Consider the following 24,317-nt stretch of genomic DNA (forward strand, 5'->3'; position numbering starts at 1 on the left):
GCAGCCCTCACAGCCCACCAGATCCGCGACCAGGAATCCCTGGCAGCGTAACCGAAATAAAACGATGAAACTGTCTCAGAAACTTGACGTGCGCATATGGAGCAAGAAACATACGTCGGGACACACTAACGGTGTATCCGGCGGTTTCATCAGTAGCTTTCAGCTGCCGGGAATCGGTCGCTGAAAGTGATGGCGAATACGTTCAGAGCGGGCTTCCAACGCACGGCCATCGGGTTTTGCCGGCTCCGGTCGAATCGAGTGATTGCCGCAGGCATCATGCCTTTCATAACCGAGATGCTCGCTCATTTCCTCATCAAGCGCCGTCTCGAAAACCGTCTTGGTCAGCTGTTTCAACAGCCCGTCAGGACCGGTCAGGGGACAGCCCCTGTTCCTTCGCTATCCTGACCAGCTCGCGAGCAGCATCAGCCTCGGAAGTCTCTTTCTTTTTCGTGGCGGTTGCCGTGTGTTTCACAGCATCCAGTGTCGCCGTCACATCGGCTCCTTCCCGCCAGGCTCACAGCCTGGCGTGTTGGGCGCCGGATACACCGTTATTTACACAGTCCCGTGGCCTACTATCGGGTGAGTTCGAGGGTGTTGAAGAGGAGGGTGAGGAGCTCGGCGAGTGTGCGGGTTTCAGTTGGTTCGACCCACGTGGTGAGGGCGATGTCGAAACACCCCAGGCTGGCGCGCACGAGAGCTTGAGCCCGTAGCAATGCGTCGGCGCCTTCAATTCGCTCGGCCACTACTGGGGTGAGCGCTTGTTCCCACAGAAGCTGTTTCTCGAGGTTGCGTGCGCGGAGGGATGGGGTGCCGGCGATAACGCGCATGATGCGTTTGCGCCGTTCACCTTGGCCTTCGGCCAGGTCAAGGAGCGCCAGGTAGGCGCCCTGCAGTGATGCCCAGGCCGGTTCCTTGGCCGGGCGTGATGTGAAAGCTTCTGTCAGGAATTTGCCCCAGGGTCGGACGTCTCCGAGGATCGCGTCTTCTTTGGTGGGGAAGTACCGATTGAAACTGCGGGTCGAGATCCCAACTGCAGCGGCAATTTGTTCGACGGTGACCTGATCGAACCCGTGCTTGGCGACTAGATCGATGACGGTCTCCGAGATCTGAGTACGCACGGCGTCACGCGTCATCTCGCGAAGGCTCCGGGTCTGTTGAGGTGCTGTCTGTTTCACGGTTTCCATCTTATATGGCCTAACCTGTCTGAATCAGACACTTTGGGCGTATAGTGACTGAAAGAGTTCCGTCGAGCGGCGACCACATAAAGCGCGCGCTTCGACTGGCTGGGCCGCGCTTTGACGGCGGCCATCACACGACCGGATTACTGACCAACGCAGGGAATGGAGATCGCATCATGACGGAGATGACACGGGGGGTATACAGGCTCGGAGATGACGCGGTCTCGTTCTACGCCCTCGTAGAGGAGGGCGAGGTAACCCTGGTGGATGCCGGTTTGCCCATTCACTACAGGCAGCTGACTGAGTTGCTCGGTGGTATCGGGCGATCAGTACAGGATGTACGCGCAGTGCTGCTCACTCACGCACACCTAGACCACGTCGGGCTGGCCGAACGCTTGCGGCAGGAGGCCGGCGCGATTGTCTGGGCACACGCCCGCGACGTTCCGGCGCTTGCAAATCCCCGCCGGACACCACCGGAAGCAAAGCCGGAGGCGAACCTTGGGGCCTATCTCCTTCGACACCCCACGGCGCTCCGAGCACCACTGCACATGGCGCGATCCGGCGCGCTGCGCACGCCGGGGATCACCACGGCCAGTTCCTTCAGTGGCGGCGAAACACTCGATGTTCCAGGCCGGCCGCACGTCGTCGCGGTCCCTGGACATACCCCCGGCAGCGTCGTGTTCCATTTGCCCTCGCAGGGAGTCGTTTTCACCGGGGACGCGCTGGTGACCCACGACGGGCTGATCGGCCGCACCGGGCCGCAACTCATCGGACCGGTCTTCTCGCACGACACAACGCAAGCCCGTGTTTCGCTGGAGAACCTGGTGGCATTGGACGCGGATCTGATACTCCCCGGCCACGGCGAACCGTTCCGTGGACCCATCACCGACGCCGTCCAGCAGGCACGACTGACCTCGTTCTGACTTCCAGGGTAGGCTCGATAGGCCTAGCTGTACTGCCCAGGGACGTTGGTTGCAGGAAGGCAAGAGGAATCGGGCAGGTACGCCTGACAAACCGCGTAGCAGCTACCGCGGCCCGCTGATCGGGACCGCCTACGTGCACACCGTCATTGATGACCATTCCCGGGTCGCGTACGCCGAGATCCATGGCGACGAAACAGCGGCCACCGCTGTGGGAGTGCTCAAGCGGGCCGTGTCGTGGTTCTGCGCACGTGGCGTCACCGTGGAGCGGGTTCTGTCCGACAACGGCTCAGCCTACAAATCCCGCCTCTGGCGGGACACCTGCCGGGAGCTGGACATTAAGGTCAAAAAAGACCCGCCCCTACCGGCCACAGACCAACGGCAAGATCGAACGGTTCCACCGAACACTCGCCGAAGGACGGGCATTCAAGCGCTTCTACGCCACAGAATCAGCCCGCAGAAACGCCCTCCCGGCCATGGCCACACCACTACAATCACCACAGGCCCCACAGCGGGAGGCTGTCGCCAACGGCCCTGTTGATTTCGCTACCTCTCCTTCCCTTCCCGACGCCATAGAGGAGATCATTTACACGGCCGGGGACGGACATCAGAAAGCCATCAACTCATTGTTGGAGATGGCTGACATCGGCAAGTTGGTCGAAGTGCTCATCCGCGGCGGCCTCCAGCAGCGCCTCCGAGACCGGGCCGAACAGGAAGCGCTCGTCGCCCAATAGGACAGCTGACCCTATAGCATCTCCAACGCCTCCATCTCGGCGGCGTCGAGCAGCGCGGCAGAGTCGACCCCGGTGGCCCGGGCCAGATCGTCCAGGGCTTTGAAGTGGACCCGGGCGAGGGCGATGGCCACCAGTTCCAGGTAGGCCGGGCCGTTGCGGTGTTCGAGGCCGGCCAGGTAGTCGTGCATGCGCCCGTCCAGGCCGCCGGGTCCTTCGGACTCTTCGGCGGCGAGCCGCGTCAGAGTCAGGGCTGCCAGGTCCGGATTGTCGTAAAGAAGTCCCATGGGCCAACGCTACGCACGTCACCGGATCGGTCAAGAGGGCTGGCCTACCGCCGGCCGAAGGCTTCCAGAGCTCGAAGCAACGGGGCGGGGTTGTTCTTGAAGAGGTCCACGGGGCGGGCGCCGGCAAGTTCCCGGGACGGGGTGACCATCCAGGTGGTGAAGCAGTTGTGCGGGATGTTCAGCTCCAGCGCCCGCTGGAACAGGATCATCACCGTCGGGTGGAGCCGTCCGCCGGGGAGGAACTGGAATCCGGGGCAGAAGGTGCCGTCGTCGATAAAGACGCGGATGAGCTGCTGCATGACCGGTTCGGGGTCCTCCATGAGCTCGGCGAGCCGGCGGTGCACCTGCTCTAGGGCCGGGAGGGTGAATTCCGCCCTGATCTCTTCCCACGTCTGGTTGCTGACCGGCTGTCGGTTAATGGTCACCTAGCCGGCGTCGCTGATGGACTCCAGGAGCCACCAGGTGGAGAGCGGGTTCCGGCGCAGCGTGAACGTCCGCAGCGCCGAGTTCGAGGACCCGGGACGGACCTGGACCCGCCAGTATTCGACGCTTACCAGGTCACCGCTGCCCACGGCCGCCGTGCGCCGGGTCTCCCACCATGCGTCCCGGGCGTACCAGTGCACCGGATCGGCCGCGACGGCCCAGATCCGGCCGTTATGCCGGACGGCCAGGGGAGTGCCGGCCGGGGTAAACCGGACATCCACGGTGGCGTCCAGAACTGTTTCATTCGCTGTTGCTGTCACAGTCTGCGCGTTCTCCCAGGTTCCTGTTCATCATTTCTTCTCGGCGGGTGACCGCCGAACTCCACACCCACGTCCGGTACGTCACCGGACCGTCCCTCCACGTCACTTCCACGGCCCTGGCGGTCCAGGCATAGACCTCCCCGTCCACCAGCTCTGCGCAGTCCGGGAAGCGGATCCATGCCTTCACCGGGATCCCGGGGAACCCGTTTTTCGCCGGGAAATGCGCGAAGTCCAGCTCCTCCACGGTGAGCCCGATCGGGCCGGCACGCCGGGCGTACCGGGCCTGCAACCGGGCCGCCTGCTCCGGGTTCATAACACTATTTTAGGACTTATATTTGAGTTCATATTTCTAGTCTAGAAAATGTATTCGGATTGGTGGGCTGAAGAAAGCGGCCGGCCGGCCGCTGTGAAGTACTCTGCACGAGGGCACCGACATTACAGCCCGGTTGCACCCGGTGTGGACAGGGCGGTTTCTCACAAACGTCGCAACACCAACTGAAAGTGGTGTTGATTTATGCGCAGTTCGACGTGCCGGTCAAGGAAAATGGGCCCAGAGGGCTTGGTTGAGAAGAAGCCTTTGTACGTTCAGCTCATGAAAAAAGGGCACTCCAACTCAGCAGCATGCAGGATTCTTGGTATCCACAAGAACACGGGCCAGCGTTGGTTGCATGGACGCAACGGGGTTGAGGGCTTGGTACAGCAGGGCTTGGATCCGCGGCCCCGTAAAGCGGTTCCGATGGCAAGCGGGTCCAGCCGCTATTTGTCAGAGGACGAACGCATCTACATTGCCGACCGGTTGCTGGTGCGGGCGAGTCTTCAATCCATCGCTCGTGATCTTGGGCGGTCGCCGTCCACAATCAGCAGGGAGTTGGCCCGGAACCGCCCCGACTCACGTCGCTATCATCCGTTCCGAGCCCAGAAAATGGCACAAACGAGAAAGCCCAGGCCAAGGCTGGCCAAGCTTGCTATAGATAACGAGCTGCGGCATTACGTTGTGGGGTGTCTGTCGAAGCGCTGGAGCCCTCAGCAGGTCTGCCGAGCCCTGAAGCAAAGGTTCCCAGAGCAAAAGCACCGGCATCTCGCCCATGAAACGATCTACCGGGCGCTTTACCATTTGAGCATCCGTCCAGTTCCAACTGGATCTGCCCGGCTGCTGCGTTCGGGCAAGTTCAGCAGGCGGCCGAGGTCCCGGACCAAGGTCAAGCCACGCCAGTACATTACCGATGCTTTAAAAATCGGTGACCGCCCAGCCCACATCGCTACCAGGGAAGAAGCCGGCCACTGGGAAGGTGACCTCATCATGGGGAAGGGCAACAAATCAGCGATAGTGACGCTCGTTGAACGCTCTTCCCGACTCCTCGTCGCCTTTGCCCTCCGCCCGGGAAACAGGTCCGATAACATGCGTGACCAGCTCATTGAGGCGCTCGGGGTTATGCCGGTCACCTTGCGAAGGACGTTGACCTGGGACCGGGGATCAGAGATGGCCAAACACGCCGAGGTCACCGCCGCCCTGGGGACGCTCGTGTACTTTTGCGATCCGGCCAGCCCGTGGCAGCGTGCATCGAACGAAAACGCCAATGGCTTGCTCCGTCAGTACTTCCGGAAGGGAGATGACCTAAGCACGGTTGAACCGGCAGATGTCTTGTTCGCCGCTCAGGAGATCAACAGCCGGCCACGGGCTGTCCTGGATTGGTCAAGCGCGTCCGCAAAGTTCGCGGCTTATCATGCCGCCGCGGCCAAGTTAGATGACCCTCCACGGGTGCAGAATGTGGCTGAGCCGGCAGACACATCGACCCTCCCCGCCAGGAGGGCAGTCTTGGAAGGCTAGGGTTCCGAGGCAGTGAAGTTTCGAGACGGGTCCAGAGGCTGAAAATAGAGATAACCGATTGAAGACGGCGCCGGAATCTTGCCCGGGCCGTCGCAGGTCCCTTCCTCGGCCGTTTCAGTCGGTGCAGTTCTCGATACAACCTTCTTGCGATCCGTCGTTTGCAAGAACAAGAATCTTCGGAATGATCAGTCCACCATTTCGACACCGGTGAGGCGTTGTTCTTCGACATCGAGCCTGGTCTGGATTCTCCGGGCGACGGTGTCATCGACCGTGCCCGCCAGCCGGAGTTCGAGAAGTACCTCCCGCTTCCGCTCGAGGACGGCTTGGCGGAGGGCTGTTTCTTCCTGGCGCGACTGTGTAGTCCCCAGCGGATCGGATCCTTCCTTCAGCGCCTGCGTGACCGATAGGTGGGACCGATACTCGGCCGCCACGCGGCCGTGGATGTCCGCGCTGGTCCCCAGTTCCTGGGCGATTTGATCGACGGCGGTAACGGCGGCGGAGGCAATGGCAAGTTCGGCCACGCGGAGCTCTTCCTCCTCGGGTTCGTCGGGAAGCTTGGCCCACCGGACGACTATGGGAAGCAGGGGGCCTTGGACGAGCATGGTCAGCACGATCACGCCGGCGCTGATGAAGATGAAGTCGTCGCGGCCCGGGAGTGGAGTGCCGTCATCGAGTGCCAAGGGCACGGACAGGGCTATTGCCAGCGAGACTGCTCCGCGGAAGCCGGCGATGGAGCTGACGATTCGTGCCCGGTAGGTCATCCTGCGTCCGCGTTGGGATGGGCGCCGGTCCAGGACCCGGATGACGGCGACGCTCACGGTTTGGAACACGAACCGGATGATGATGAGCGCCAGCCACACGGCAACTGTGGTCAGCAGAAGCCGGCCCACATCGCGGGCATCGATCTCGTGCATGGCGGCCTGCACCTCGAGGCCGATGAGGACGAACAGGGCACCGTTGAGGAGGTAGGAGCCCAGAGGCCATGCAGATTCGGTTTGGCGGCGCGATGCTGCCGTGCTGATCCGGCCGGAGGTATAGGAGATGATCAGCCCCGCAGCAACAACGGCTAGCACTCCGGAAGCGTGAACGGCTTCGGCGAGCAGGAAAGAGGCAAAAGGGGTGATCAGCAGGGCGATGTTAGTAATGAGCGGGTCGCGTACCCGGACCAGGAGCAGGTAGGCCGCAGTCGCCACCAGGATGCCCGCGACCGCCCCTCCAACATAGGAGAGGGCGAATAGGCCAGCGATATTGACCGGGGTGTAGCTACCGCCAAGGGTCGCGCCAACGGCAATTGCGTAGAGCACCAAGGCTGTGCCGTCATTAGTCAGGCTCTCTGCCTTAAGCAGCATAAAATTCCGGCGTGGCAGCATCCGGCCCAAAGCCGCAACGGCTGTCGCGTCCGGAGGAGCGAGGGCGGCACCGAGGATAAGGGCAGTGTTCCATGGCAGGCCGAGGAGGTGTGCCACTCCCGCGACGGCGAGGGCGGAGGCGACAACCAGCAGCGTGCTGAGCAACACGATGCCACGGAGGTCACGCCGGATGGACCGGAGCGAGGTGGTCAGGCTTTCCCAGAACAGCATCACCGGCAAGAAGACCAGCAGCACCGTCTCCGGTGGCAGCTCAATCTGCCGCACCTGCGGAACCAGGCCGAGGAGGAGGCCGAAGACCAGCAGCAGTAACGGTGCGGCGACTCTGAGCCGGGGAGCCAGGATCGCGCCGGCCAGCACGGTCATGCCCAGGAGTACGACGGTTTCCAGGCCCTCCATGGCATCTCCTTTCAATATGGTGGTCTATTGCCCGCGTCTGAACGCGGGTGTGTCCTGTTACCAGGTTGATGCGACCGTGCGTGTGATGACCCAAGTGTCTCCGCGGGGCTCGAACCAGGAGCGCAACGTGAGGCGCCAGGTGGCTCTGGAACCCCAGATCGTGGCGTCGGTAAGCGTTCGGGCGCTCAGCGCGGGCACGGTCCCATCCCTGCTTCGGGTGGCCTCGACCGTTTCCATCCGGTGGTACTGCATCTCGCCGGATTCAATCGCTTCCAGCCATTCCGACCTCGACTGCACATATCCGGTCATGTGGGTGAGGGTGAATCCGCTGGCAAGGATGGAGCCCAGTTCTGCCAGGTCCCCGGCTACCATCGCCTCGAACATGGCCTCATGAAGGGCTTCAATGGCCTCATTGGTCATGGTCGTGTCTGTCGTCGTGCCTGCGCTGTTAGTTCGTGCGCGCCGTAGCTGTTGTCGTCCGGGTTGACGGTCACACCGGGGGCGACGAGCTTGTCGATGCGGTCCAGAACGTCGCTGGACAAAGTGATGTCGGCCGCCGGCAGGTAAGACTCGAGCTGTTCCATGGTGCGTGGTCCCACGATGGCGGAGGTGACGCCGGGGTGGTTGATCACGAACGCGATCGCCAGTTCAATCAGTGTCAGCCCGGCCTCTTCGGCCAGAAGAGCCAGGTCCTCCACGACGTCGAGCTTGCGCTGATTGGCCGGGCTTGTCAGGTCGAACCGGGCACTCGGGCGAGCGGATGAGGTCGGTGCGGATGCGGAGTCCTTGCGCCAGCGGCCGGAGAGCCAGCCGCCGGCCAGCGGGCTGTAGGTGAGGGTGCCCATACCGTGCCGTTGGACCGTGGGGAGGATGTCTTCCTCGATGCCGCGGACCAGGATCGAGTAGGGCGGCTGTTCTGTGACGAACCGTTCCAGGTTCCGTTCCCGTGACGCCCATTGGGCTTCGACGATCTGGGATCCGGAGTAGGACGAGTATCCGATGTACCGGACCTTGCCCTGGCGGACGAGGTCGGTGAGCGCGCCGAGGGTTTCCTCGACGTCGGTGTCCGGGCTGGGCCGGTGGACCTGGTAGAGGTCGATGTAGTCGGTGTTCAGCCGACGCAGCGAGTTCTCCACCTCCCGGATGATCCACCGGCGGGAGCCGCCGCGCTGGTTGGGGTCATCCTGGTTCATGGGCATGAAGAACTTGGTGGCGAGGAAGACGTCATCACGCCGGCCTTCCAGCGCCTGCCCGACGATTTCCTCGGATACCCCGCCGGAGTAGACGTCCGCGGTGTCGACGAAATTGATCCCTGCATCAAGGGCACGGTGGATGATGCGGATGCTGTCAGCGCGGTCCTCGTTGCCCCAGGGGCCGAACATCATCGCACCGAGGCACAGGGGACTGACTTTGACTCCGGTGCGGCCAAGCGGGCGGTAGTCCATGCCGGTTCCTTCTCTCTGGTCTGGTTCTGCCGTGCTTAGGCTTCGGGGATGGACACGTCGAACCACTGGTCGCGGGAGAGGTCCGGGTCCGGGCCGTTGCGCACGCCGGTGTCCAACGCGTCGATGGCCGCAAGCTCGTCCGAGGACAGGTCGAAGTTGAAAACGTCGAAGTTCTCGGCGATGCGTGCCGGGTTGGTCGATTTCGGGATGGCTGAGCGGCCCTGCTGGCGGTGCCAGCGGAGCATGACCTGCGCCGGCGTCTTGCCGTGGCCTTCAGCGATCGCGGCGATGGCGGGGTCCTGCATGACGTTCTTCCGGTCCTCGCCCCAGCCGGGGTAGAAGGTGATTCCGCCGATCGGTGACCATGCCTGGGTGGTGATGCCGTGTTCGGCGTCCGCTGCCCGGACATCCGGTTGGCTGAAGTACGGGTGCAGCTCCACCTGGTTCACGGCCGGGACGATGTCGGTCGCAGCGAGCAGCTGCTTGAGGTGGTGCGGCATGAAGTTGCTGACACCGATGGCCCGCACACGCCCGTCGGCGAGCAGGGTCTCCAGCGCCTTGTACGCGGCGATGGTGTTCTCGAACCGGCCCGGCACCGGCTGGTGCAGGAGCAGCAGATCCAGGTAGTCCACCCCGAGCTTCCCGACTGCCTTCTCCCAGGCGTGGAGGGTTTCGTGGTAGCCGTAGTCGCTGACCCAGACCTTGGTCTCGATAAACACGTCGGACCGGTCGAGCCCGGAGTTGCGGATGCCGTCGCCGACTTCGCGTTCGTTGCCGTAGGCGGCGGCAGTGTCGATGTGCCGGTAGCCGGCAGCCAGGGCGGCTTCGACCGCGGCTGTTGTTTCTTCCGGTGGGCTTTGGAAGACGCCGAGCCCGAGGGCGGGCATGATGACGCCGTTGTTGAGTGTGATGTCCATAAGGTCCTGGTCCTTTCGTTAGGGGCGGACGAGCACTTTGAGTGCTTCGCGGTCGGCCATGGCCTTGTAGCCGGCCGGGACGTCGTCCAGGCCGATGGTGCGGTCGAAGACCTTGCCGGGTTCGATGGTGCCGTCGAGCACGAGCGGCAGCAGCTCCTCGATGTAGGCCCTGGCCGGTGCGACGCCGCCGGTGAGCGTGATGTTGCGCATGAACTCGCTGAACCCGAGCGGTACGTCGGAGAACTGGGGCGCCCCGACGCGGCTGATCACGCCGCCGTCGCGGACGACGCCGATCGCCATCTCGATCGCCGGCTTGAGGCCCACGGCTTCGAGCACGGCATGGGTTCCGTCGCCGTTGGTGAGTTCCCTGACCCTGGCGATGCCTTCCTCGCCGCGCTCGGCCACCACGTCGGTGGCGCCGAATTCGCGGCCGAGGTCGGTGCGGGCCTGGTGGCGGCCCATGAGGATGATGCGTGAGGCGCCCATGAGCTTGGCGGAGAGAACCGCTGAGAGGCCCACTGCGCCGTCACCGATCACGGTGACCGTCTGGCCGGGCTGGATACCGGCCTTTTTGGCTGCGTGGTATCCGGTGGACATGACATCGGAGAGGCTCAGCAGTGACGGGATCAGCTTCTCGTCGAAGCCCCCCGGCACCACGACAAGGGTGCCCGACGCCTGCGGGACCCGGGCGAATTCGCCCTGGCCGCCGTCGTCGTGGCCGCCCCAGTGCGCGCCGTGGCGGCAGGAGGTCTGCAGTCCTTCCTTGCAGAAATCGCAGGTGCCGTCGGAGGCCACGAAGGGCGCGATGACAAAGTCACCCACGGACAGGCCGATCACCTCGGAGCCGAGTTCTTCGACGATGCCGACGAACTCGTGGCCCATCCGGGCCCCTTCGGAGGTCTCGGGCTTGGAGCCGTAGGGCCACAGATCGCTGCCGCAGATGCAGCCGGCGAGGATGCGCACGATAGCGTCAGTGGGCTCCTGGATGGTGGGGTTGGGGACGGTTTCGACGCGCACGTCTCCGGCGCCGTACATCAGTGTTGCTCGCATGGTCAGGGTTCCTTAGTGGTTGTTGCCGGCTTCCAGTCAACACCGGTCACGGACCGCTTGGGAGTGCATGTCAGTACCCCCATGAAGTGCAGGTGTGTTGGTTCAGCGGGCGGTTTCGGTGAGAGTCGGGGCTGGCCAATTGTCGGCGCCCCGGGGGGGGGGGTACCGATGATTGGCCAGCAGTTGACCCTGGGGTTAGCGGTCGCGGTCGATGGCGGCGTCCAGCCCTGCCGAAAGCGGTGCGCCGACGAGGTCGAGCGCGGCGAGGGCTTCGTCGATCCGCTGCAGGTCGGATGCGGTGAGTTCGAGGTCGGCCGCGGGCAGGTTGTCGTCCAGGTGGGTCAGGCGGGTGCCGCCGGGGATCGGAACGACCCACGGTTTCTGGGCCAGGAGCCAGGCCAGTGCCAGTTGCGCCGGGGAGGCGCCTTTTTCGGCTCCGAAATTCTTGAGGAAGTCGACGAGGGCGAAGTTCGCCTCAAGTGCCTCAGGCGTGAAGCGCGGGAAGTCCGCCCGGAGATCATTTGGGTTGTCGAACTTCATGTCCCGGGTGATGCCGCCGGTGAGGAATCCCTGTCCGAGCGGGCCCCAGGCGACCAGCCCGATCCCCAGTTCTTCGCAGACCCCGAACTTCTTGGTTTCCGGTTCCCGCATCCACAGTGAGTAGTGGTCCTGGATGACGGCGATGGGTTGGACGGCGTGGGCACGGCAGATGCTTGTCTCGCTCGCCTCGGACAGGCCAAAGTGGCGTACCTTGCCTTCGGCGATGAGTTCCTTGACGGTGCCTGCGACGTCCTCCATCGGGACGTTAGGGTCGACCCGGTGCTGGTACAGCACGTCGATGTGATCGGTGCGCAGCCGGCGCAGTGACGCCTCAACCACGTCCCGAATGTGTCCGGGGCGGCTGTTGAGTCCGACGGTTTCCCCGTCGGCGTTGATGTCGAACCCGAACTTGGTGGCCACTTGAACGCCGTCGCGGATGGGCTGCAGCGCTTCGCCGACCAGCTCTTCGTTGACGTAGGGGCCGTAGCCCTCGGCGGTGTCGAACAAGGTGACGCCGCGTTCGGCGGCGGAGCGGATGGCGGCAAGGGCGTCGGTCCGGTCGGTAGCGGGGCCAAGGCCAAAGCTCAGTCCCATGCAGCCGAGGCCGATGGCCGATGTTTCAAGGCCGTCGCCGAGCTTACGTGTTTTCATTGCATTTTTCCTTTGTGGTGTTGAACGCTTGGGTTGAGGGAAATGAAGGGCTTGCCCTTCAGGAGGTAGAGAACGCGGACAAGTTCTGTCCGTGGAGCCCAGAGGACCGGGTCTTAGACAGTTCAGCGGGCCGGCTCAGCCTCCGGTGCGGGTACCGTCGACCGTGTTTTCCCGGCTCGCCGGACCGCGAGATCTGCGGGCAGGATGAGGGCCGCTGTGGTGACCCGGGCCAGGAAGAGGAGGACGCTGCCCGTGGTGAGTGCGGCGCTGACCTGCGCGGCCAGGTGCTCCGCAGCAGGGTCTCCGGTGGGGACGGTGGCGGCGGCCGCGACCGCGATGCCGAGGCCCAGGCAGGTACCAACCTGGTGGAAGGTGTTCACCAGGCCCGAAGCCGCGCCGGCGTCGGCCGCAGGGGCACCGACGATGCCGAATGAGGTCAGCGGCGCGAAGGCGAAGCCCTGGCCGGCGCCAATGAGGGCCATCGGCAGGGCGACTCCTGTCCAGTAGCTGGAGTCGGCACCGGCGCGGCTGAGCCAGAACATCCCGGCGAGGGTGATCAGGATGCCGGCCAGCAGGGCAGCCGAGCCCGGTATCCGCCTGAGGAGCGGCGGAATGCTCATGGCGACGGCGAAGTTTACGGCGGTCATGGGCAGGAATCCGATCCCGGCCTGCAGCGGGTCGAATCCAAGGACTTCCTGCAGGAACTGGGTGGTGAAGAAGAAGAACCCGATCATCGCACCGAGGTAGAGGAACCGTGCCACGTAGGCGCCGGTGCGCCGGCGGCTCGCGAACAGGCGCAACGGCATGATGGGCTGGGCCGCTTTGCGTTCGATCATCACGAACAGGACCAGGAGTACGACGCCGGCGCCCACGGCCGTAACGGTGACCGGCGAGGTCCAGCCCACTTCCGCGGTGTTGATGATCCCAAATACCAGTGCACCGACGCCGAGGGTCGCAGTCAGCGCTCCGGCCACGTCGAAGCGGCCGCTGGCACGGCCGGTTTCCGGGAGGAATCGGGGAGCAAGGGCGATCATCGCCGCGCCGATGGGTATGTTGACGAAGAACCCGGCGCGCCAGGAAATCCAGTGCGCCAGTGCGCCGCCGATGACCAGGCCGAGGCTGGCACCGATCCCTGCGGTCGCACCGTAGAGGGACACCGCCCGGGTGCGCTCACGGCCTTCCGGGAAGCTCGCCGTGAGCAAGGACAGGGACGCGGGGGCCACGATCGCAGCCCCGATACCCTGCACGGCCCGGCCGGCGATCGCCCACCAGCCCGCCGGGGCCAGTCCGATCAGCAGCGACGCGAGTGAGAACACCACCAGCCCGAACACGAACACGCGCCGCCGGCCCAGCAGGTCACCGGCCCGTGCGCCGAGGAGCAGCAGGCCGCCGAAGACCAGCGTGTAGGCATCCTGGACCCAGGAGAGCTCACTGGTGCTCAGCTGCAGGTCGGCTTGAAGGCTGGGCAGTGCGGTGAAGATGACCGAGTTGTCCAGCAGGATCATGAAGTAGCTGGCGAGGATGATCGCCAGGATCGCTCCCGGATGAGGGGCGGTGGTGGGTGCCGGTTTCATGCTTTCCATGCAACCGTGAATTCTTAGGGTCCGGGAGTCACTGTCGTTCCGGGTAATGACAGTCCCTCCCTCGCCTTCGGACGGCGGCGTAGCGTGGCTGCCATGACACACAGCGAAGACGTGCGGAAGTTCCTCAGCTCCCGCCGTGCAAGGATCACGCCCGAGGAAGCCGGGCTTCCGGCCTATGGCGGCAACCGCCGCGTCACGGGCCTGCGCCGCGAGGAAGTTGCCATGCTCGCCGGGATGAGCATCGATTACTACATCCGCCTTGAGCGCGGAAACCTCTCCGGCGCCTCCGACAGTGTCCTCGAGGCCCTCGCCCGCGCCTTGAAACTTGACGACGCCGAAACGGCCCACCTTTTCGACCTGGCCCGCGCCGCGACCGCTTCCCCTCGGGTCCGGCGCAAGCGCAGCCCGCACACAGTTCGGCCGAGCGTGCAACGCGTCATCGATGCGATCGCGACGGCGCCCGCCTGGGTACGCAACGACCGCGGGGATGTCCTCGCCGCCAACGAGCTGGGCCGGGCACTATATCTGGACATGATGAAAGAGGGGGACTCTCCGCCGAACAGCGCCCGGTTCACCTTCCTGAACCCCAAAGCACGCGAATTCTTCATCGACTGGGAACGCAGCGCCGACGACGTCGTCGCTGTCCTGCGGTCCGCCGCCGGGAAAAACCCCTACGACAGAGACCTCACCGACCTGGTCGGTGAACTCTCGACCCGCAGCGAAGAGTTCCGCACCCGGTGGGCCCGGCACGATGTGAAGTACCACCGCACCGGCCGCAAACGCCTGCACCACCCAATCGTCGGCGACCTGGACCTGAGCTACGAGGCAATGGAGCTCCCCGCGGATCCGGGACTGCGCATCAACGTCTACACGGCCGATCCCGACACGCCGTCCGAAGACGCCCTCAAAGTCCTCGCCAGCTGGGCAGCTACCCAGCGTGAAACGACCGAAACCTCAGTCAAGGAGAAAAAGTGACAGACCGACCGTCAAAGGTATTGATTGCCGGTGCCACCGGCAGCATCGGCCGCCACGCCGCGGCCGAAGCGCTGCGGCAGGGCTACACCGTGCGGGCCCTCGTCCGCGACAAGGCCCGCGCCGCCAAAATCCTTCCCGACGGCGTCGAACTCGTCGTCGGCGACCTGACCCGTCCCGAAACCCTTGCCGCGGCTGTCCAGGAGGTGGACGCGATTGTCTTCACCCACGGGTCCACCACCAGCGAACGCGACGTCCGGGATAACGACTATGCCGGCGTCGCCAACGTCCTCAAGGCTCGGCGTGGCCGGCGGGTCCGTATCGCCCTGATGACAGCCATCGGCACTACCCGCCCGGGAGTCGCCTATGCTACTTGGAAGCTCCGGAGCGAGCGGCTTGTCCGGGCGAGCGGAAACCCGTACACGATCGTGCGCCCGGGTTGGTTCGACTACAACCAACCCGACCAGCGCACCATCGTCATGCTCCAAGGCGACAAACGCCAGGCTGGCTCACCCGCAGATGGCGTCATCGCCCGGGACCAGATCGCCCGCGTACTCATCGATAGCCTCCACATCGACGCAGCCAACCACAAAACACTCGAACTCATCGCCGACCACGGACCCGAACAAGACGAGCTCACCCCCGTCTTCGCCTCACTCACGCCAGACTCGGGCGAATCCCTCGACGCGGCCGAAGACGATGTGAATCTGCCGGTCACCAATGAGCCCGAAACATTCCGCCATGACCTCGCTACAATCACAGCAGGAAACCACAAAGTTGGCGGCTAGAGTCCGAGCTTCGACCGCCCCGCGCCGGACGCGACGCGCGGACACGGCGCGCACCCGCACGCGGGCGCGCCTCCGGTTATCAGTAGTCCGCTTTTTTGTCCTAGTGTCTACTCCTATGAGTGATGTTCTTGAAATGGCCGCCGTCAGCGTTGTACGTGGGGCGAAAACGCTCCTGGACAAGGTGGACTGGCAGGTCAAGGAAGGCGAGCGTTGGGTGATCCTGGGCCCCAACGGTGCCGGTAAGACCACACTGCTGCAGATCGCCGCCGCCCGGATCCACCCCACGAGCGGCATGGCCGGCATCCTGGAGGAAATCCTCGGCGCCGTCGATGTCTTCGAGCTCCGGCCCAGGATCGGCCTGTCCTCGGCAGCCCTGGCCAACCAGATCCCCGAGCAAGAGAAGGTCCTCAACGTCGTCGTGACGGCCGCCTACGGTGTCACCGGCCGCTGGCGCGAAGGCTATGAGAGGGACGACGAGCGCCGCGCCTTCGGCCTGCTCAACGAATGGGGCATGGGCCCGCTGCTCAACCGTCCTTTCGCCTCGCTGTCCGAGGGGGAGCGGAAGCGCGTCCAGATCGCCCGGGCCCTCATGACGGACCCGGAACTGCTGCTCCTCGACGAACCCGCCGCCGGACTCGACCTCGGCGGCCGCGAAGACCTCGTCCACCGTCTCAGCGAACTCGCCCGCGACGCGGCCGCCCCGGCGATCGTCCTCGTCACGCACCACCTCGAAGAGGTCCCGCCGGGATTCACCCACGCCATGCTGATGCGCGACGGCGGCGTGGTGGCCCAGGGTCCGCTAGCGGAGGTCCTCACCGCGGAAAATCTGAGCGAGACGTTCGGGCTGCCGCTGGACGTCAGCGTCACAGCCGGACGCTACACCGCCGCAGCCCGCCGCTGACCGGCCCCTGACAGCGCGTGGAGTTCCTCAATAGCGTCCTCATCTTCTTCGCCGGGCTCTGGGCAGGCACCATCAACAGCGTTGTCGGGTCCGGAACCCTCGTCACGTTCCCGGTGCTGATCGCCCTCGGCTACGCGCCCGTCACGGCGTCCATCAGCAACGCGATGGGGCTAGTGGCCGGCAGCGCCGCCGGGGCCTGGGGCTACCGGAAGGAACTCACCGGTCGGGGCAGGCAGTTGCTCCGGCTCCTGCCCGCCTCGCTCCTGGGCGGCGTCAGCGGAGCCTACCTGCTGCTGCACCTGCCCGAGAAGGTCTTCCACTACGCCGCCCCGGCCCTCATCGTGGTGGCCCTGCTGATGGTGGTGTTCCAGCCCAAGCTCCAGCAATGGGTGCGGAACCGGGAAGAGAACCCCGAACACGCCATCCGGGACCGGCGCCACAGCATCCTGCTCGTGGTCCTGGTGTATCTGGCCGGCGTCTACGGCGGGTACTTCGTCGCGGCCCAGGGCATCCTGCTGGTCGGCATCCTCGGCGTCTTCATGACCGGGACCATCCAGAACGCCAATGCCATGAAGAACATCCTGGTCCTGGGTGTGAACGTCGTCGCGGCCGCCTCGTACCTGCTCTTTGCCTTCGGCCGGATCAACTGGGCCGTCGTGGGGCTGATCGCCGTCAGCTCGCTGATCGGCGGCGTGATCGGCTCCAAGGTGGGCCGCCGCTTGTCGCCGGGGGTCCTGCGCGGGGTCATCTTCGTCCTCGGCCTCGTCGCCCTGGGCTTCATGATCGCCAACCTGCCGAAATGACCTGCCGAAGTGACCGCCCGTGACCTTCCACTATCTTGAATCGGCCGACGACCCGCGCGTCTCCGATTACACCCAGCTGACGGACGTCCACCTGCGGAAGCTGCGCGAACCCGCCGAGGGCATGTACATCGCGGAGTCCTCGCGCGTGTTGCGCCGGGCGCTGGCGGCAGGGCACCGGCCGCGCTCCTTCTTCCTCGCCGAGAAATGGATCCAGGACCTCGCGGATGTCTTCGAGGAGTACCCGGATGTGCCGGCCTATATCGGCTCCGCCGGGCTCCTCGAGGACATCACCGGCTTCCACCTGCACCGCGGAGCCATGGCGGCCATGCACCGGCCGGCTCCGGTCCCGTTGCCCGAACTGCTCGCCGGTGCCCGCCGGGTTGCCGTGCTGGAGGACATCGTGGACCACACCAACGTCGGCGCGATCTTCCGTTCCGCGGCCGCACTGGGCGTGGACGCCGTCCTCGTCTCGCCGCGCTGCGGGGACCCGCTCTACCGCCGCAGCGTCCGGGTCAGCATGGGGACGGTGTTCCAGGTCCCGTGGGCGCGGCTGGAGGACTGGCCGGGGGACCTGGCCATGCTCCGGGACCTGGGCTTCACCGTGGCGGCCATGGAGCTCACCGAGGATGCCGTCTCCCTCGAGGACCTGGCGGTCCGGAACCCGGAACGGCTGGCGCTCGTGCTCGGAACGGAGGGCGCCGGCATGAGCGAAGGCACGCTCGCCGCCGTCGACCTCGCCGTGAAGATCCCGATGCGCGCCGGCGTCGATTCCCTGAACGTTGCGGCGGCGTCGGCCGTCGCGTTCTGGGAGCTGCGGCCCCGGGACTAGGTGTTCGGCAGTGGCGCTGACTTTCGGCTATGATTGATAGCTGGCCGTCCGGTGCATTCCGCAAGCCATCCCATTCATACCTGGCAGCTGGCAAAATCCAGCTGTGCGAACAAAGGTCCAATTATGAAGTCTGATACCCACCCGAAGTACGAAGCTGTTGTTTTCAACGACCTGGCTTCCGGCGTCAAGTTCCTGACCAAGTCCACCGTGTCTTCCAAGAAGACCATTGAGTGGGAAGACGGAAACACCTACCCGGTTATCGACGTCGAAATCTCCTCGGAGTCCCACCCGTTCTACACGGGCAAGCAGCGCATCATGGACTCTGCTGGCCGCGTCGAGCGCTTCAACGCTCGCTTCAAGGGCTTCGGCGGCAAGAAGTAGTAACTTCTTCTCCCCAAGGTCTTTTGGAAAAGCCCGCACCGTTTACGGTGCGGGCTTTTTGCGTCCGGCGTAGGGCACTGGACGCAGCGGCGTCGTGGCAGGATTAAGCGCATGACAACCATCCCCTCGGCTCCCGCATCCGAGAACGCGAACGACGGCGGCGCCCGCCACCACGGGGAGTACAAGGTGCCCGGCGGAAAGCTCGTGGTGGCCGACTTCGACGTCGTCGACGGGCTCCTCGCAAATGTCTCGGTGAGCGGGGACTTCTTCCTGGAGCCGGACGAAGCGCTGCTGGAGATCAACAGGGCCCTGACCGGCCTGCCGGCGGACGCCGGCGCCGCGGACACTGCCGCGGCGGTGGAAGCTGCCCTCCCGGCCGACGCGGTCCTGTTCGGCTTCTCCGCCGACGCCGTGGCGGTCACCGTCCGCCGCGCCCTCGCGAAGGCCACCGGCTGGGCGGACCACCACTGGAACATCATCGGCCCCTCCGTGCTGCCCACCCACGTCAATGTCGCCCTGGACGAGGTCCTCACCGAAGAGGTCGGCGCCGGGCGCCGCAACCCGACGCTGCGCTTCTGGGACTGGGAAGAGCCCTCCGTGGTGATCGGCAGCTTCCAGTCCGTCCGCAACGAACTCCACCCCGAAGGCGTGGCCCGGCACGGCATCAGCGTGGTCCGCCGGATCAGCGGCGGGGGAGCGATGTTCATGGAGGCCGGCAACTGCATCACGTACTCGCTGTACCTCCCGCAGACCCTCGTGGACGGGATCAGCTTCGCCGATTCCTACCGCTTCCTGGACGCCTGGGTGATGGCGGCACTCGAGAAAGTGGGCATCAGCGCTTTCTACGTCCCGCTCAACGACATCGCCACGGAGCAGGGCAAGATCGGCGGCGCGGCCCAGAAACGGCTCGCCAACGGCGGGATGCTGCACCACGTGACCATGAGCTACGACATCGACGCCGACAAGATGGTTGAGGTACTGCGCATCGGCGAGGAAAAGCTTTCCGACAAGGGCACCAGGAGCGCCAAGAAGCGGGTGGACCCGCTCCGGCGCCAGACCGGCCTGGCCCGGGGCGAGATCGTCGCGGCGATGATGGAGGTGTTCACCGAACGCTACGCCGCGACGCCGTCAGAGCTCACCGAGGCCGAACTCGACGCCGCCCGCCGGCGTGTCGCGGACAAGTTCGGCACCGCGGAGTGGCTGCACCGGGTGCCCTGACACCTGGACCCCGCGCCCAGCTCCGCACGTCGCTCCCTCGTATGCTCAGCCGAACGTGCAGTTGACGATGACTTTTCTCAGGGCGGTCTCGAGGACGGCGAGTTCCTGATCGTTGAGCCGCTCGACGAACAGTTTCGACACACCGCGAAGATGGACCGGCACGGTTTCAGTCACACGTACGACACCGGCGTCGGTCAAGGCGACAACCACGCCGCGCCCGTCCTCAGGGGCGTTCGCCCTGCGTACCAGGCCCTCATCGACTAACCTCGCGACGCGGCGCGTCAGCCCCGAGCGCGAGAGGAGCGTGCGGGCAGCCAGGTCAGTCATCCTCAGCTGCCCGCCTGCCTCGGCCAGCTGAGCCAAAACGTCGAAATCGGCCAGGCGCAGGCCGGTGTCCGCCCGGAGATCGGTGTCGAGCTGGCGCAACAGCGTCGCCTGTGCCTGCAGCAACGCCCGCCAGGCACCCTCACCGCGCCCGCCCGGGAGCGATTCCCCGACAAGCCGGGCGAAGGGAGGAGCTACATCACCAGGTGCGGAATTTTTGTGCACATCCACCAGTTGACCCCTTAGGTGCTTGCAATCGCAAGTACATGGGAGCGGTGGGGAGGACCGTCTCATGAGTGAAGTCCAACCCCTCGACAGGGCACTCCGCCGGGGATTCCCGGTTTCGGCGGAGGAAGCGCGCGTGCCGCGAACCGCCGCCGCGCTGGAAGCGAACGGGATCACCGTCGTCCCCTGCGATGAGGCACTGGGGTTCTAGCCATGCCTCAAACGATGCTGGGTGTCGGGATCCTCGGGGTCAGCCCTGCCCGGGGCTGGGCCGCCACCGCCCACATCCCGGCACTGCGCGCACTGCCGAACTACGAGATCCGGGCGATCAGCGCGCACAGCGCGGAATCCGTGCACGCAGCAGGCGAAGCGTTCGGGGTGCGTGCGGTGTTCTCCGACCACGCACAGCTGCTGGCCCGGCCCGACATCGACGTGGTCGCTGTGACGGTCAAGGTCCCGCACCATCGGGAGCTCGTCTCCGCCGCACTTGCCGCCGGCAAGGCCGTCTACTGCGAGTGGCCACTTGGCCGCGATGTCGACGACGCCAGGGCGATGGCCGCACTCGCCGCCGGGCACAGGGTGCATACGGCCGTCGGGCTGCAGGCCCGCCAGGCCGCCGCGATCCAGTTCCTCCAGGAGCTGCTCAGCGGCGGATACGTCGGCGAGGTCCTCTCAACGACCATGGATCGGCACTCTCACGTCAGGAGCGACCGCTAGTGTCCACATCCGTGAGGGAGTGGCCGGCGGCACCGGGTTCCTCTGGGAAATCAACGGAACCGACGGAACACTCCGGATCACCGCCGACGCCGCATACCCCGAAATCTACCCCTTGTCCGTCCGGGGAGCGCAAGGGCGGAACGAGCCCGCCGAACTTGACGTCCCGGCGCTGGCACAGAAATGGCCAGCGCTCAGCAGCATGGAAGGATCGCCGGCATATAACGTCGCGCGCGCCTACGCGGCGTTCGCGGCCGACATCGAGAACGGGACCCACGCCGTGCCGGACTTCGCCGACGCCGTCGCCCGCCACGAGACAATTGCCGCCATCGAGAAGTCTGCGGCATCAGGGGAACGCGTCAAGACATGACCCGCTGCGCCACGCCGGGCCGAACTATCACGAGATTTCATGAAAGGAGTCGACCATGAGACTCAACCACATCCCTCTCCGCCTGACCACGGGAGCATTCATCCTGAATGCCGGTTGGGGCAAACGCCACCTGGACAAAGACACCGCGGCCGGGCTTCAGGCCATGGCAGCCAGGGTTATTCCGCCGGTCAGCAGAATCGGCGCCGAGAAGTTCGGCAGGATCCTCAGCTACGCGGAAATGACCCTGGGTGCGGCACTGCTGACACCCTTCCTGCCCAGCCGCCTGGCCGGGATCGGTCTCGGGATCTTCTCCGGGTCCATGTTCACCATGTACCTGAGGACACCCGGCATGACCCTGGAGGATGGCATCCGTCCCAGCCCGCAGGGAACTGCGCTGGCAAAGGACATCTGGATGCTCGGCATCGCCGCGGCCCTGGTGGTGGACCGCAAGCCCAAGCCTGGAAAAGCAACCCGGCGGATCCCTTTCTGAAGCGTCGCTAAGACCGGCCCTGCGCGAGCGGCTGTGCTGTCAAGGCCTGTGCTGTCAGGGCCTGTGCTCTTAAGGCACGGTGCAGCTGGCTGCGCTGTTCAATGATGATGCGGCGCAGCGCACGGGGCGCGTCCGCGTGTTCGGCCAGCCAGTTGTCGCTCCGGACAATTACGGCGTGGGTATCTGGATTCCCGCCATGCCCGTCGAGGTCCTGCGCGGCCGGGTAAAGGCCACGGACGATCCGGCCGGCAATCTCGATGCTGCGTTCCGCCCACACCTGGCCCAGGCACTCGAAGTAGCGGTCGATGAAGTCCCCGAGCAGTGCCGCCGGCCCGGTGTTGAAGCCGGCGATGGTGGCGCTCAGCAGCTGGTTGGACAGCGCGGTGCCGTGGACCGCCGCATTCCAGGCAGCTTCCTTGACGGCCGCTTCGGGGCGGGCTGCCAGGGCCGTGGCGTGGCCGGACTTGCCCGCCGCGGTGTTGTCCCGGACCAGCTCGTCATCGAGCTGAGCGGGGGTCGCCTGTCCGTTGGCCGCCAGGGCGTGCCAGAAATTCCAGCGCAGTTCGGCGTCGACGGCGAGGCCTTCGACGACGGTGCTGCCGGCCAGGATGCCGCGGAGCAGGTCCAGCCGGCCGGCGTCGTAGCGGCTGGTCGCGGCCAGGGTGCGGGCCCAGGCCAGCTGCCGGTCGGAGCCCGGTGCGGCCGTGAGCAGCTCGGTGGCTGCCACGGTGAGGAATTCGTGGCGCACGTCGTCGCGCTGCGCTCTCGGAACGTAGCGTTCGATCGCGGTCGCGGCATTGCCCAGCACGTTGAGCAGCACCCCGATGCCGGTCTCGGCCGGGCCGAAGCGCTGCACGGCCTGGACATACAGCGTCGACGGCGTGACGGCGTCGCGGGCGGAATCCCACAGCGCGGTCCAGCACAGGGCCCGGGCCATCGGGTCGCTGAGCTTGTCGAGGGAGCTCCGCACGGTGGCTTCGGAGCGCGCGTCCAGCCGCACCTTGGCGTAGCTGAGGTCGTCGTCGTTCACCAGCAGCAGGGCCGGCCGATTCTTGCCGGCCAGCTCAGCCACCTGCGTGCGGGGGCCGCTGACATCGGTCTCCACACTGTCCCCGCGGACCAGGGCGCCGGCGTCGTCCATGTCGTAGAATCCGATCCGCAGCCGGTGCGGCCGGGGTTCCTGCCGGCCGGTGATCGGATCCTCGGCGTCCTGCACGAGCGTCACTGTGGCCAGGACGCCGTCGTGCTCGTCGATCTCGCTGGAGAGGGTCGAGATGCCCGAGGTCTGGAGCCACTGGCGGGCCCAGTCCCCGAGGTCGCGGCCGGAGGCGGCGCCGAGCGCTGCCAGCAGCTCGGCCAGGGTGGTGTTGCCGTAGGCGTGGTCCTTGAAGTACTGGCGTGAACCGGCGATGAAGGCCTCGAAGCCCACATAGGCGACCAGCTGCTTCAGCACGGAGGCACCCTTGGCGTAGGTGATCCCGTCGAAGTTCTGCTTGGCCGCCTCGAGGTCGGGGATATCGGCGACGATCGGGTGCGTCGTCGGCAGCTGGTCCTGCACGTACGCCCAGGCCTTGCGGTTGTTGGCGAAGTTCACCCACGCCGTGTCCCAGTCCGTGGTCCCATCCACTCCGAGGGTGCCCATGTAGTCCGCGAAGGACTCCTTGAGCCACAGATCGTCCCACCACGCCATGGTGACGAGGTCGCCGAACCACATGTGCGCCATCTCGTGCAGTAGCGTGTTGGCGCGGGCCTGGTACTGCGAATCGGCGGCCCGCGAGGTGAACACGTAGCTTTCGGTGAAGGTCACCAGCCCGGGGTTCTCCATCGCGCCCAGGTTGTACTCCGGCACGAAGGCCTGATCGTACTTGCCCCAGGGGTACGGGAAGTCGAAGAGCGCGTTGAAGAAGTCCAGGCCGTTCCGGGTCAGGCGGAAGAGGGCGTCGGCGTCGAAGGAGGACGCCATGGATGCCCGGCAGTACAGCGCCAGCGGCACCTCCAGGACCGTCCCGTCCCCCAGCGTCCCGTGCCAGGAGTCTGCGGCCTTGAAGTACGGACCGGCGAGCACGGTGGTGATGTAGGTGGACATCGCCTTCGTGGGGGCGAAGTCCCAGCGGCTCGTGGCGGGGTCGCTGGTCAGCCGGGTGCGCTGGGTTTCGACGCCGTTGGAGGCGACCTGCCACTGGGAAGGGGCCATGACGTGGAAGGTGAATTCGGCCTTGAGGTCGGGCTGCTCGAAGTTCGCGAAGACCCGGCGCGCGTCGGCCGGCTCGTACTGGGTATAGAGGTAGCACTGCCCGTCAGCCGGGTCGAAGAAACGGTGCATGCCCTCGCCGGAGGTGCTGAACAGCGCCGTCCCGGTGACCGAAACCTGGTTTTCGGCCTGCAGGTTGTCGAGCCGGATCCGGGCGCCGTCCGCGATGTCCTCAACGGCCAGCCCCTTGCCGTTGAGGAAGACGCTGTGTACCTCGCTGCTGATGAAGTCCAGGAAGGTGGAAGCCCCGGGCTCGCTCGCCGAAAAGTTGACGACGCTGCGGCTGGTGTAGCCGGCAACGTTCGGATCCGCCGCCTGCCGCACGTCCAGGGACACGTCATAGCTGTGCGTGGTGATCAGGGCTGAGCGTGTTGCCGCTTCATCGCGGCGCAGGTTCTGGTTCGACACCCAG

Annotated in this window: 27 protein-coding genes and 2 pseudogenes; 14 read left to right on the forward strand and 15 right to left on the reverse strand. The window is 65.5% G+C overall.

What is annotated here, in order from left to right:
- Positions 1 to 255: 255 nt before the first annotated feature.
- Together ABIB26_RS15430 and ABIB26_RS15435 are read right to left on the reverse strand one after the other, a co-directional pair.
- Positions 256 to 493 (reverse strand): annotated as a pseudogene (locus ABIB26_RS15430) (transposase); the annotation flags it as partial.
- Between the two features lie 79 nt (positions 494 to 572).
- Complete coding sequence (locus ABIB26_RS15435; protein ID WP_354244868.1) at positions 573 to 1,175, reverse strand: acyl-CoA-like ligand-binding transcription factor; 603 nt, start codon at positions 1,173 to 1,175, stop codon at positions 573 to 575.
- Positions 1,176 to 1,363: 188 nt separating this feature from the next.
- On the opposite strand from ABIB26_RS15435, the gene ABIB26_RS15440 reads away from it, so the two are divergent.
- Together ABIB26_RS15440 and ABIB26_RS15445 are read left to right on the forward strand one after the other, a co-directional pair.
- Positions 1,364 to 2,101 (forward strand): MBL fold metallo-hydrolase, encoded by a 738-nt coding sequence (locus ABIB26_RS15440; protein ID WP_354245177.1) that lies wholly within the window; start codon positions 1,364 to 1,366, stop codon positions 2,099 to 2,101.
- 52 nt (positions 2,102 to 2,153) lie between these two features.
- Positions 2,154 to 2,674 (forward strand): annotated as a pseudogene (locus tag ABIB26_RS15445) (DDE-type integrase/transposase/recombinase); the annotation flags it as partial.
- 169 nt (positions 2,675 to 2,843) lie between these two features.
- Here ABIB26_RS15445 and ABIB26_RS15450 read toward each other — a convergent pair.
- Genes ABIB26_RS15450 through ABIB26_RS15465 form a run of 4 tightly spaced genes read right to left on the reverse strand, consistent with a single transcriptional unit; the run spans position 2,844 to position 4,172 of the window.
- On the reverse strand, positions 2,844 to 3,116 hold the full coding sequence (locus ABIB26_RS15450) for a hypothetical protein (protein WP_354244871.1): 273 nt from the start codon (positions 3,114 to 3,116) through the stop codon (positions 2,844 to 2,846).
- Between the two features lie 44 nt (positions 3,117 to 3,160).
- Positions 3,161 to 3,541: a hypothetical protein gene (locus ABIB26_RS15455; protein ID WP_354244874.1), complete on the reverse strand. Its 381-nt coding sequence runs from the start codon at positions 3,539 to 3,541 to the stop codon at positions 3,161 to 3,163.
- Positions 3,542 to 3,859, reverse strand: coding sequence for a hypothetical protein (locus ABIB26_RS15460; protein WP_354244876.1), 318 nt, complete (start codon positions 3,857 to 3,859; stop codon positions 3,542 to 3,544).
- Positions 3,840 to 4,172 (reverse strand): hypothetical protein, encoded by a 333-nt coding sequence (locus ABIB26_RS15465; RefSeq protein WP_354244879.1) that lies wholly within the window; start codon positions 4,170 to 4,172, stop codon positions 3,840 to 3,842. Before ABIB26_RS15465 ends, ABIB26_RS15460 begins: the two co-directional genes overlap by 20 nt.
- Before the next feature lie 246 nt (positions 4,173 to 4,418).
- Here ABIB26_RS15465 and ABIB26_RS15470 point away from each other — a divergent pair, with 246 nt between their 5' ends.
- The gene (locus ABIB26_RS15470; RefSeq protein ID WP_354244882.1) at positions 4,419 to 5,687 is read left to right on the forward strand and encodes an IS30 family transposase; all 1,269 of its coding nucleotides are present in this window, start codon (positions 4,419 to 4,421) and stop codon (positions 5,685 to 5,687) included.
- Between the two features lie 185 nt (positions 5,688 to 5,872).
- On the opposite strand, the gene ABIB26_RS15475 is transcribed toward ABIB26_RS15470, so the two are convergent.
- From ABIB26_RS15475 to ABIB26_RS15505, 7 genes are all read right to left on the reverse strand, one after another.
- Positions 5,873 to 7,453 carry a Na+/H+ antiporter gene (locus ABIB26_RS15475; RefSeq protein WP_354244884.1) on the reverse strand — a complete coding sequence of 527 codons (1,581 nt, stop codon included), beginning with the start codon at positions 7,451 to 7,453 and terminating at the stop codon, positions 5,873 to 5,875.
- A 57-nt stretch (positions 7,454 to 7,510) separates the two neighbouring features.
- The gene (locus tag ABIB26_RS15480; protein ID WP_354244887.1) at positions 7,511 to 7,873 is read right to left on the reverse strand and encodes a nuclear transport factor 2 family protein; all 363 of its coding nucleotides are present in this window, start codon (positions 7,871 to 7,873) and stop codon (positions 7,511 to 7,513) included.
- A complete protein-coding gene (locus tag ABIB26_RS15485; RefSeq protein WP_354244890.1) occupies positions 7,870 to 8,898 on the reverse strand; it encodes an aldo/keto reductase in 1,029 nt (342 codons plus the stop codon). The genes ABIB26_RS15480 and ABIB26_RS15485 overlap by 4 nt, the downstream gene beginning before the upstream one ends.
- A 35-nt stretch (positions 8,899 to 8,933) precedes the next feature.
- Positions 8,934 to 9,815 carry an aldo/keto reductase gene (locus tag ABIB26_RS15490; protein WP_354244892.1) on the reverse strand — a complete coding sequence of 294 codons (882 nt, stop codon included), beginning with the start codon at positions 9,813 to 9,815 and terminating at the stop codon, positions 8,934 to 8,936.
- A gap of 18 nt (positions 9,816 to 9,833) precedes the next feature.
- Entirely contained in the window at positions 9,834 to 10,865 is a 1,032-nt protein-coding gene (locus tag ABIB26_RS15495; protein ID WP_354244895.1) for a zinc-dependent alcohol dehydrogenase family protein, read from the reverse strand.
- Positions 10,866 to 11,060: 195 nt separating this feature from the next.
- Positions 11,061 to 12,056: an aldo/keto reductase gene (locus tag ABIB26_RS15500; RefSeq protein WP_354244898.1), complete on the reverse strand. Its 996-nt coding sequence runs from the start codon at positions 12,054 to 12,056 to the stop codon at positions 11,061 to 11,063.
- Between the two features lie 122 nt (positions 12,057 to 12,178).
- Positions 12,179 to 13,639, reverse strand: a complete 1,461-nt coding sequence (locus tag ABIB26_RS15505) for an MFS transporter (protein ID WP_354244900.1) — start codon at positions 13,637 to 13,639, stop codon at positions 12,179 to 12,181.
- A 93-nt stretch (positions 13,640 to 13,732) separates the two neighbouring features.
- Here ABIB26_RS15505 and ABIB26_RS15510 point away from each other — a divergent pair, with 93 nt between their 5' ends.
- From ABIB26_RS15510 to lplAB, 7 genes are all read left to right on the forward strand, one after another.
- Complete coding sequence (locus tag ABIB26_RS15510; protein ID WP_354244902.1) at positions 13,733 to 14,614, forward strand: helix-turn-helix transcriptional regulator; 882 nt, start codon at positions 13,733 to 13,735, stop codon at positions 14,612 to 14,614.
- The gene (locus tag ABIB26_RS15515) at positions 14,611 to 15,399 is read left to right on the forward strand and encodes an SDR family oxidoreductase (protein WP_354244903.1); all 789 of its coding nucleotides are present in this window, start codon (positions 14,611 to 14,613) and stop codon (positions 15,397 to 15,399) included. Before ABIB26_RS15510 ends, ABIB26_RS15515 begins: the two co-directional genes overlap by 4 nt.
- 115 nt (positions 15,400 to 15,514) lie before the next feature.
- Positions 15,515 to 16,300 (forward strand): ABC transporter ATP-binding protein, encoded by a 786-nt coding sequence (locus tag ABIB26_RS15520; RefSeq protein WP_354244906.1) that lies wholly within the window; start codon positions 15,515 to 15,517, stop codon positions 16,298 to 16,300.
- A 17-nt stretch (positions 16,301 to 16,317) separates the two neighbouring features.
- Complete coding sequence (locus ABIB26_RS15525) at positions 16,318 to 17,103, forward strand: sulfite exporter TauE/SafE family protein (protein WP_354244909.1); 786 nt, start codon at positions 16,318 to 16,320, stop codon at positions 17,101 to 17,103.
- 19 nt (positions 17,104 to 17,122) lie between these two features.
- Positions 17,123 to 17,932: a TrmH family RNA methyltransferase gene (locus tag ABIB26_RS15530; RefSeq protein WP_354244911.1), complete on the forward strand. Its 810-nt coding sequence runs from the start codon at positions 17,123 to 17,125 to the stop codon at positions 17,930 to 17,932.
- 123 nt (positions 17,933 to 18,055) lie between these two features.
- Complete coding sequence (locus tag ABIB26_RS15535) at positions 18,056 to 18,313, forward strand: type B 50S ribosomal protein L31 (RefSeq protein ID WP_024365679.1); 258 nt, start codon at positions 18,056 to 18,058, stop codon at positions 18,311 to 18,313.
- Positions 18,314 to 18,424: 111 nt separating this feature from the next.
- Positions 18,425 to 19,531 carry a lipoate-protein ligase LplAB gene (gene lplAB / locus ABIB26_RS15540; protein WP_354244914.1) on the forward strand — a complete coding sequence of 369 codons (1,107 nt, stop codon included), beginning with the start codon at positions 18,425 to 18,427 and terminating at the stop codon, positions 19,529 to 19,531.
- A gap of 45 nt (positions 19,532 to 19,576) precedes the next feature.
- Here the strand turns inward: lplAB and ABIB26_RS15545 are convergent, their stop codons facing one another.
- A complete protein-coding gene (locus ABIB26_RS15545; protein WP_354244917.1) occupies positions 19,577 to 19,981 on the reverse strand; it encodes a MarR family winged helix-turn-helix transcriptional regulator in 405 nt (134 codons plus the stop codon).
- Between the two features lie 166 nt (positions 19,982 to 20,147).
- On the opposite strand from ABIB26_RS15545, the gene ABIB26_RS15550 reads away from it, so the two are divergent.
- From ABIB26_RS15550 to ABIB26_RS15565, 4 genes are read left to right on the forward strand one after another with little or no spacing between them, the layout of a single operon-like run.
- Positions 20,148 to 20,291: a hypothetical protein gene (locus ABIB26_RS15550; RefSeq protein ID WP_354244920.1), complete on the forward strand. Its 144-nt coding sequence runs from the start codon at positions 20,148 to 20,150 to the stop codon at positions 20,289 to 20,291.
- 2 nt (positions 20,292 to 20,293) lie between these two features.
- On the forward strand, positions 20,294 to 20,797 hold the full coding sequence (locus tag ABIB26_RS15555) for a Gfo/Idh/MocA family protein (protein ID WP_354244922.1): 504 nt from the start codon (positions 20,294 to 20,296) through the stop codon (positions 20,795 to 20,797).
- 19 nt (positions 20,798 to 20,816) lie between these two features.
- Entirely contained in the window at positions 20,817 to 21,164 is a 348-nt protein-coding gene (locus tag ABIB26_RS15560; RefSeq protein ID WP_354244924.1) for a hypothetical protein, read from the forward strand.
- A gap of 55 nt (positions 21,165 to 21,219) precedes the next feature.
- Positions 21,220 to 21,654, forward strand: coding sequence for a hypothetical protein (locus tag ABIB26_RS15565; protein WP_354244926.1), 435 nt, complete (start codon positions 21,220 to 21,222; stop codon positions 21,652 to 21,654).
- Between the two features lie 7 nt (positions 21,655 to 21,661).
- Here ABIB26_RS15565 and pepN read toward each other — a convergent pair whose 3' ends face one another.
- Positions 21,662 to 24,313: an aminopeptidase N gene (pepN, locus tag ABIB26_RS15570; protein WP_354244929.1), complete on the reverse strand. Its 2,652-nt coding sequence runs from the start codon at positions 24,311 to 24,313 to the stop codon at positions 21,662 to 21,664.
- Positions 24,314 to 24,317: the final 4 nt, after the last annotated feature.

The sequence above is a fragment of the Arthrobacter sp. UYEF20 genome, from assembly GCF_040546335.1.
Lineage (GTDB): Bacteria > Actinomycetota > Actinomycetes > Actinomycetales > Micrococcaceae > Arthrobacter.